The organism is Paenibacillus zanthoxyli JH29, from assembly GCF_000520715.1.
GTDB classification, from domain to species: domain Bacteria; phylum Bacillota; class Bacilli; order Paenibacillales; family Paenibacillaceae; genus Paenibacillus_AQ; species Paenibacillus_AQ zanthoxyli.
Genome location: NZ_ASSD01000638.1, coordinates 1 through 8,353, shown reverse-complemented (window position 1 = coordinate 8,353; position 8,353 = coordinate 1). Strand labels below are relative to the sequence as shown.

7 protein-coding genes are annotated in these 8,353 nt (G+C 52.7%); all 7 read left to right on the top strand.

Annotated elements, in window-relative coordinates; translation table 11 throughout:
- Window positions 1-195: DNA repair protein RecO C-terminal domain-containing protein (locus tag L691_RS30065; protein WP_036738114.1), on the top strand; the 195-nt coding region annotated here is incomplete at its 5' end.
- Window positions 196-687: 492 nt separating this feature from the next.
- Window positions 688-1,575 (top strand): glycine--tRNA ligase subunit alpha, encoded by an 888-nt coding sequence (gene glyQ / locus L691_RS0124430; protein ID WP_025692866.1) that lies wholly within the window; start codon window positions 688-690, stop codon window positions 1,573-1,575.
- The gene (glyS, locus tag L691_RS0124425; protein WP_025692865.1) at window positions 1,568-3,643 is read left to right on the top strand and encodes a glycine--tRNA ligase subunit beta; all 2,076 of its coding nucleotides are present in this window, start codon (window positions 1,568-1,570) and stop codon (window positions 3,641-3,643) included. The genes glyQ and glyS overlap by 8 nt, the downstream gene beginning before the upstream one ends.
- 212 nt (window positions 3,644-3,855) lie before the next feature.
- Window positions 3,856-4,335 (top strand): YaiI/YqxD family protein, encoded by a 480-nt coding sequence (locus L691_RS0124420; protein WP_025692864.1) that lies wholly within the window; start codon window positions 3,856-3,858, stop codon window positions 4,333-4,335.
- 40 nt (window positions 4,336-4,375) lie between these two features.
- Window positions 4,376-6,196, top strand: a complete 1,821-nt coding sequence (dnaG, locus tag L691_RS0124415) for a DNA primase (RefSeq protein WP_025692863.1) — start codon at window positions 4,376-4,378, stop codon at window positions 6,194-6,196.
- 39 nt (window positions 6,197-6,235) lie between these two features.
- Window positions 6,236-7,366, top strand: a complete 1,131-nt coding sequence (gene rpoD, locus L691_RS0124410; protein WP_025692862.1) for an RNA polymerase sigma factor RpoD — start codon at window positions 6,236-6,238, stop codon at window positions 7,364-7,366.
- Between the two features lie 84 nt (window positions 7,367-7,450).
- Window positions 7,451-8,275: a hypothetical protein gene (locus L691_RS0124405; RefSeq protein WP_025692861.1), complete on the top strand. Its 825-nt coding sequence runs from the start codon at window positions 7,451-7,453 to the stop codon at window positions 8,273-8,275.
- The last annotated feature ends 78 nt before the right edge of the window (window positions 8,276-8,353 follow it).

The window sequence follows — 8,353 nt, the reverse complement described above, 5'->3', positions numbered from 1 at the left end:
GAAGTATCGCCCCGCGCGCTAAAGCTGCTGCGGCTGTTCGCCGCACTTGATCTGACCCGTCTGGGCAATGTGGACGTCAAGGAGAGTACGCGGGAAGAATTGAAGAAAATCATGCGGGCGTTCATGGATACCCAACTAGGGCTTCGGTTAAAGTCGCAAAATTTTCTGGATCAGCTCGATAAATACGATATTTGACGAAAGCCGGCTTTTCCGTTAATATAGGAACAGTCTCTTCTTGTTGGAATATGCTGATCAAGGCAAATAACGAGAGGGCCGCCGCTGGCTGAAGCCGGCAGGCATGTTGAACGGGAAAGTAGTGAACGATTGCTTGAAATAGCGAGCCGGGGACGGTGGGAGCCCGGTGCGGCATCGCTCATGAAACGGCACCCGGGAGTGCGGAGGCGGCAGCATGAAAAGTGGATTTCGTCAGCACCGGCATCAGTCAGTGAAGAGCGGAATCAAGTAGGGTGGAACCGCGGGAGCACATGAACAGCTCTCGTCCCTATGTCTGAATTTCAGGCATGGGGGCGGGAGCTTTTTGGTCTGGAACGGAGAATATCTTATCTTCCTTCCGGAATAGATGAGCGCCGCCTCCATCGCAGGACGTTATGCCGGGCGTTGTATTGGCCGGTCTTCAGGGACCGCGAATCCGGCAGCTCTCAAAATTAACGCGAAGGAGTCGGTAGCATGAATTTTCAGCAGATGATTTTGACGCTGAATGAGTTCTGGTCGAAGCAGAACTGCATTATCGTTCAGCCGTATGACACGGAAAAAGGCGCGGGCACAATGAACCCGATGACATTCTTGCGCTCCCTCGGACCCGAGCCGTGGAAGGTCGCTTATGTCGAGCCGTCACGCCGTCCCTCGGACGGACGCTATGGAGAGAACCCGAACCGTCTGTATCAGCATCATCAATACCAGGTTATTATCAAGCCGTCCCCGGATAATATTCAGGAGATCTATCTGGACAGCCTGAAGGCGCTTGGCGTTGATCCGCTGCAGCATGATATCCGGTTCGTCGAGGATAACTGGGAGAACCCGTCGCTTGGCTGCGCGGGACTCGGCTGGGAAGTATGGCTGGACGGCATGGAAATCACGCAGTTCACCTATTTTCAGCAGGTGGGCGGCATTGAGACCAGCCCGGTTTCGGTTGAAATAACTTACGGCATGGAGCGTCTCGCTTCCTACATCCAGGAGAAGGAGAATGTGTTCGATCTGGAGTGGGTGGACGGCTTGACTTACGGCGACGTGTTCCATCAGCCAGAGGTGGAGCATTCCACATATACCTTCGAAGTCTCGGACGTCAGCATGCTGTTCGGACTTTTCAATACGTATGAAACGGAAGCGCGCCGGGCGATGGACCGCCATCTCGTCTTCCCGGCTTATGACTATGTGCTGAAATGCTCGCATACGTTCAACCTGCTGGATGCGCGGGGCGCGATCAGCGTGACGGAGCGTACGGGCTTTATTACAAGAGTGCGCAATCTGGCCCGTCAAGTGGCGGCAACTTACGTGGAGGAGCGCGAGAAGCTCGGCTTCCCGCTGCTGAAGAAAGAAGGTGTTCAGCTTGGCTAAGGATCTGCTGTTTGAAATCGGATTGGAAGAAATCCCTGCACGGTTTATCCGGGCGGCGATGGAGCAGCTTCAGGACAGAATGGCCAAATGGCTGGACGCATCCCGCCTGAAGCACGGAGAAGTGCAGTCGTTCGCGACGCCGCGCCGTCTGGCCGTTCTTGTGAAGGATGTAGCCGAAAAACAGGCGGACGTCAGTGAAGAAGTCAAAGGTCCTTCCCGCAAAATCGCACTGGACGCGGCCGGCGAGTGGAGTAAGGCGGCGCTTGGATTTGCCCGCAGCCAGGGTGTTTCTCCTGAACAGTTTACTTTTAAGGAAGTGGGCGGGGTCGAATATATATACGCCACCAAGAGCAGCGAAGGCGTGGACACATATTCCCTGCTCGCGGAAGGCTTGACCGGAATCGTAAGCGCCATGACGTTCCCGAAAAATATGCGCTGGGGAGCGTATGAATTCAAGTTCGTTCGTCCGATCCGCTGGCTGGTCGCGCTGTACGGCAGCGACATTGTCGATTTTGAGATTACGGGCGTCAGAACAGGCAATGTCAGCCGCGGCCATCGGTTCCTTGGACAGGAAGCGGTCATCGGCCAGGCGGCCGATTATACGGAAAGTCTGCGTACCCAGCACGTCATTGCCGATGTGAGGGAACGAGAGGCTCTGATTCTCAAGCAAATCAACAAGCTAGCTGCGGATAAAAACTGGACGATCGCAATCAAGGAAGACCTGCTGGAAGAAGTGCTGTTCCTGGTGGAAACCCCGACAGTACTGTTTGGCACGTTCGATCCGGCTTTCCTGAATATTCCGCAGGAAGTGCTGATCACTTCAATGCGAGAGCATCAGCGGTATTTCCCTGTACTGGATGCTGAAGGCAAGCTGCTTCCATATTTCGTCACCGTGCGCAACGGTAATGCTGAACATCTCGAAACAATCGCCAAAGGAAACGAGAAGGTGCTGCGCGCCCGTCTGTCCGATGCGAAGTTCTTCTATGAAGAAGATCAGAAGCTAAAGATTGAGGATGCCCTCGCCAAACTCGAAAACATCGTTTATCATGAAGAGCTCGGCAGCGTTGCCGACAAAGTCCGCCGCATCCGTCAGATCGCGGACAGTCTGGCAGGCAAGCTGCAGACAGCGCCGGAAGTGTCGGCGAAAGTCAGCCGTGCTGCGGATATTTGCAAATTTGATCTCGTAACCCAGATGGTGTACGAATTTCCGGAGCTTCAGGGAACGATGGGCGAAGATTATGCGAGTAAAGCGGGCGAGGACGAGCAGGTGGCCAAGGCGATTTTCGAGCACTACCAGCCGCGTTTTGCCGGAGACGCCATTCCGTCTACGGAAGCCGGGGCGATCGTCAGCATTGCCGACAAAATCGACACGATCGTCGGCTGCTTCTCGATCGGCATTATTCCTACCGGCTCCCAGGACCCTTACGCGCTGCGCCGCCAGACGGCAGGCATTGTGCAGATCGTGCTGGAGCGGAAGCTGCCGGTTGGCCTGAACGATATTTTCGAAATTGCCGTTCAGGTTCATGAAAATACTCGAAATTTGAAACTTTCCGTGGATGAACTGCGTACTAACCTGTATGAGTTCTTCGGACTGCGCGTTAAGCGTCTGTTGTCGGACAATGTGCGTTACGATGTGGTCGATGCGGTTATGGCCGCGGGCTATGACGATATTGTCGCCGTTGTTGCCAGAAGCAAGGCGCTGGCGGATGCCGTGGACTCCAAGGAGAATTTCAAGAATACGGTGGATTCCTTCAACCGGGTCAGCAATCTGGCAGCCAAAGCCACCGCAGCCGCTCTGGATTCCATGCTTCTGGGCGAAGCGGCCGAAAGCGTACTGTACGAAACCTGGCAGTCGCTGCATACGCCGTACCAAAAAGCGCTGGAAGCGGATGATGCGGTTCAGGCGCTCACGCTGCTTGCTGGACTCAGCGATGCCATAACCGTCTTTTTTGACTCCGTCATGGTCATGGCCGAGGACGAGCGGGTGCGGGCGAACCGGCTTGCGCTGCTGGCGGGGATTGATGCCGATTTGAAGAGCTTCGCCGATTTTGGCAAACTGGTCTGGTAGCTTCTGACTTAAGTCTGCACGCGTTGCGTTTTGAAGAAAGTGTAGGTCTGGTGGTATAGGACACGGGTTTAGGGTATAAATATACGGAACGGTGCCAAAGCACAGGCTTATGGCTATCGTTCCGTATTTTACGCTTTTTAAAGATTGGAAGAGCGGGCAGGATTTTTGGGGATCGTCGCGTATATATATTACACGGGAAACGGTGACAGACTATGGGAAGCTCAGACGCTCGGAAAATAACCATCGTAGTCGATGCAGATGCCTGTCCGGTCAAGAAGGAAACGGCGGACACCGCCCGTGCTTTTGGGGTTCCGGTGATCATGGTATCGTCCTACGCTCATGAACTCCGGGGCGGTGAAGGCGTCGCAGTCGTGCACGTAGACAACAGCGATCAGAGCGCCGACCTCTACATTGCCAATCACATCAAATCCGGGGATGTTGTATTAACCGGCGACTATGGCCTTGCGGCTCTGGCGCTTGCGAAGGGATGCCATGCCCTTTCTTTCAGAGGGCAGACATACGATGAGACCAATATGGATATGATGCTGGAAGGCAGGCATGCCAGGGCGAAAGAGCGCCGGAGAGGCCGTTACTCTAAAGGGCCTAAGCCGTTCACCGCAGAGGATCGACATACTTTTCAACATAAACTGACAAAACTTTTGAAATTATTGCAGGAGAATGTTCAGCCGTAGCGAATACTATTTATTTGTCAAGGGATGAAGGTGGTTGTTAGTGGCAAACGGACACGGCAATATTCCCGAGGAAGTTATCGAAAGCGTATTGGCGCGGCATGATATTGTTGATACCGTAGGGAAAGTTGTCCATCTGACCAAGCGGGGGAAATATTTGTGGGGCCTCTGCCCATTCCATTCGGAAAGCACCCCTTCCTTCACAGTTACTCCGGATCGTGGAGTGTTTCATTGTTTCGGTTGCGGCATGGGAGGAAATGCCATCAAATTCAGGATGGAAATCGAAGGGTTATCCTTTCCCGAAGCCGTCAAAATTATGGCCGAAGAGAGCGACATTCCGGTACCGGAAGGAACCGGAGGCGTGCAGTCCGCGCATAACCCGGAACTTGACCGGCTGCTTCAAGCGTATGAATGGTCTGCGAAGTTCTATCATTACTTGCTGAAGAATACGGAATACGGCAAAGCCGCAATGGATTATTTAAAATCCCGGAAATTCAGCGACCATATGATTGACCAGTTCCAGATTGGATACGCGCCAGATCGCTGGGATACGCTGCTGCAGTTTCTGGAAAGACGGAATTTCGACCTTGCCGAAATGGAAAAAGGCGGCCTGCTGTCCTCAAGAAGCGAAGGCAAAGGTTATATCGACCGTTTTCGCGGGCGGATTATTTTTCCGATTGCTAACCGTTCCGGTAAAGTGGTGGCTTTCGCCGGAAGAATTCTCGGGGAGGGCCAGCCGAAATATTTGAATTCTCCGGAGAGCAAGCTGTTCAACAAAAGCCGGATCTTGTACAATCTGCACCAGTCCAAAGCATCTATCCGCAAAACGCGGCAAATCGTTCTTTTTGAAGGATACGGAGATGTCATTTCTGCCTGGGAATCGGGTGTGCACAACGGTGTGGCGACCATGGGCACTTCGCTAACGGAGAATCACGCATCGATGATGAGGGCTTTGGCGGATGAAGCCGTGATCGCTTATGACGGAGACCGGGCGGGACAAGCTGCGGCGATGAAGGCCCTCTCGATGCTCGAAGCGACCGGGCTGCGCGTCAAGGTGGCGGTGCTGCCTGGGGGAATGGATCCTGATGAATTTGTGGCACAGTATGGGGGAGACCGCTTCCGGGAACAAATCATTGAATCCGCAGTTTCAACTATAAAATTTAAGCTTATATATCTGAAAAAAAACCATATACTCCTAGAGGAAGACGGTAAAATCGCCTATGTCAAGGAGGCGCTGCAAATTATTGCTTCCCTGCATTCCTCTACGGAAAGAGAAGTGTATCTGAAGGAAATTGCTTCCGAACTGGATTTGAGTTACGACAGCTTAAAGCAGGATTGCAATTTGCTCAGGGCTTCGATGCAAAAAAACATGCCCGAAGGGGATAATAACGTCAAAAGGTGGAATAATGGTAGGCATAAAAAAGGGCAGGTTCAAGCAAGGGCCTTGCTTCCGGCTTACCATGCCGCGGAACGGAGTCTGCTGTCCCTGATGTTTCAGGATAGTGACGCCGCCGCGTATGTAAATGAACATCTGGGAGAAGATTTCAACATCGATGATCATGCGGCTATTGCCGCTTATCTATACGCCTATTACGCGGGGGGCAAGCAGCCGGAAATCAGCCGGTTTCTGTCCTCGCTCCAGGACGACCGGCTGGAAAAGATCGCAGCCTCGATTTCCATGATGGAGTCGCCGCCGGACTGGAGCACGCAGGTACTGGATGATTATATCCGCGAGGTGCGGAAATATCCCGTGCAGCGAATGATGGAGAAGAAACGGGAAGAGATGATTCAGGCGGAAAAAGCCGGTGATTTTCTGCGTGCGGCACAAATTGCAAGTGAGATTATAGCCCTAGAGAGACAGTGAACGTTGACAGGATGTATCTAGGGAGGAGGGAGTCGAATAATGGCGAACGATCAGCATACCGAACTGGAGGCGGAATTTACGCTCGACCAGGTTAAAGATCAGCTTATTGAGTCTGGCAAGAAAAGATCATCACTGAATATTAAAGATATCATGGAGAAACTGTCGCCATTTGATCAGGACCCCGAACAAATGGATGAATTTTATGAGCAGCTTAGCGATTTGGGAATTGAAGTTGTTAACGACAACGACGAGGAAGTAACGCTTCGTCCGAATGAGGACAACGAGAACGGAGACAGCGACGATTTCAGTTTTGATGATGATCTGTCGCTTCCGCCCGGAATCAAGATTAACGACCCGGTTCGTATGTATCTAAAAGAAATCGGCCGTGTTCCGCTTCTGTCCGCCGATGACGAGGTTGAATTGGCCATGCGGATCAAGAACGGCGACGAAGAAGCGAAGCGCCGCTTGGCTGAGGCGAATTTGCGGCTGGTAGTCAGCATCGCGAAGCGTTATGTAGGCCGGGGCATGCTGTTCCTTGATCTTATCCAGGAAGGCAATATGGGTCTGATCAAAGCGGTGGAGAAATTCGACCACAACAAAGGGTTCAAATTCAGTACGTATGCAACCTGGTGGATTCGGCAGGCCATTACCCGCGCCATTGCCGACCAAGCGCGTACGATCCGGATTCCCGTTCATATGGTGGAAACCATTAACAAGCTGATTCGCGTATCCCGCCAGCTGCTGCAGGAACTGGGGCGCGAACCCACGCCGGAAGAAATTGCGGCCGAAATGGAGCTTAGCGTCGAAAAGGTTCGGGAGATCATGAAGATTGCCCAGGAGCCGGTATCGCTGGAAACTCCGATCGGGGAAGAAGACGATTCCCACTTGGGCGATTTTATCGAGGACCAGGAGGCGCTTGCGCCTGCGGACGCGGCGGCTTACGAGCTGCTTAAGGAGCAACTGGAGGATGTGCTTGACACGCTGACCGAGCGTGAGGAGAATGTGCTTCGCCTGCGCTTCGGGCTCGATGATGGCCGGACGAGAACGTTGGAGGAAGTCGGCAAGGTGTTTGGCGTTACCCGGGAACGGATTCGCCAGATCGAAGCCAAGGCTTTACGCAAACTTCGCCATCCGAGCCGGAGCAAACGGCTTAAGGATTTTCTGGAATAACCGCTTTTTACGGACCTTCTGCTGCATGCGGCAGGAGGTCCTTTTATTTTGAACCCTAGCCGCGCTAGAAAAGAGGGATAGCCGTTGAATATGGAAAAGCGTGATATTATTTTGAGAGAGATCCAGTATTGGCGCCGTACCAGGCTGCTTCCCGAACAGTACTGCGATTTTCTGACCCATTTATATGAGGATGAAGGCAAAGTAAAAAGCGAAAATCCGATAACGCTGCAGAACTTGCAGCAGGGAAATATTAAAATATGGCTGTTTGCTTTTGGAATTATTTCCTTGATTTTGTTAATTGGTTTTTATTTTAGCGTTTTTCCCTGGGGTTTGCAACTTGCAACAGCACTCTCGGTACTTATTATTTGTTACGGGTATGCCAGCCTATGGAGGGACAGAATGCCGGCAATCGGCCTGTCGCTGGCGGGAGTTGGCAGTTTGCTGATGCTTGGCTTCGGCTTATGGATGATTTCGCTGCATAGTCTGAGTCCGCAAGTTTGGATTCCGATCCTTGTGGGAGCCTGCGGGCTGGTCTGGATCATCCTTGGATTCAAGCTTCGGATCGGTCTGCTTCAGTTCAGCGGTTACGGGGCGCTAAGTCTTCTGTATGCCGGGTTCGCAGGCAGGCTTCGTCCGGAGGCGGGCCTGTGGGAGCTGCAGCTGCTCTGGCTTCCGCTGTGCGTGCTTATGATCTGGCTGAGTTGGCTGCTGTACCATAGGGTGAAAGGTGTTTCCGGCGTCTATTTTACGGTAGGAGTGGCTCTATGGCTCATGCCTGAAATAGACAGCCTGCTGCTGCGCCATAATTACCCGCAGTGGATCTCCCTCTTGCTGATTGGAAAAATTGCGGCCGAGCTGGCAGTGCTGTTTCTCTTTCGAAAAAAATGGATTGCGTGGGTGGCTACATGAACAACGTAAAATTATCGCAAAGACTCGGGCTGCTGCTTGAACAAATTCCGCACGGCTCGAAATTGGCCGATATCGGCT

What these genes read in the sequence shown, in the direction of transcription:
- glyQ (WP_025692866.1), top strand. Translation starts at nt 688, where the DNA reads ATGAATTTTCAGCAGATGATTTTGACGCTGAATGAGTTCTGGTCGAAG.
- L691_RS0124420 (WP_025692864.1), top strand. Translation starts at nt 3,856, where the DNA reads ATGGGAAGCTCAGACGCTCGGAAAATAACCATCGTAGTCGATGCAGAT.
- rpoD (WP_025692862.1), top strand. Translation starts at nt 6,236, where the DNA reads ATGGCGAACGATCAGCATACCGAACTGGAGGCGGAATTTACGCTCGAC.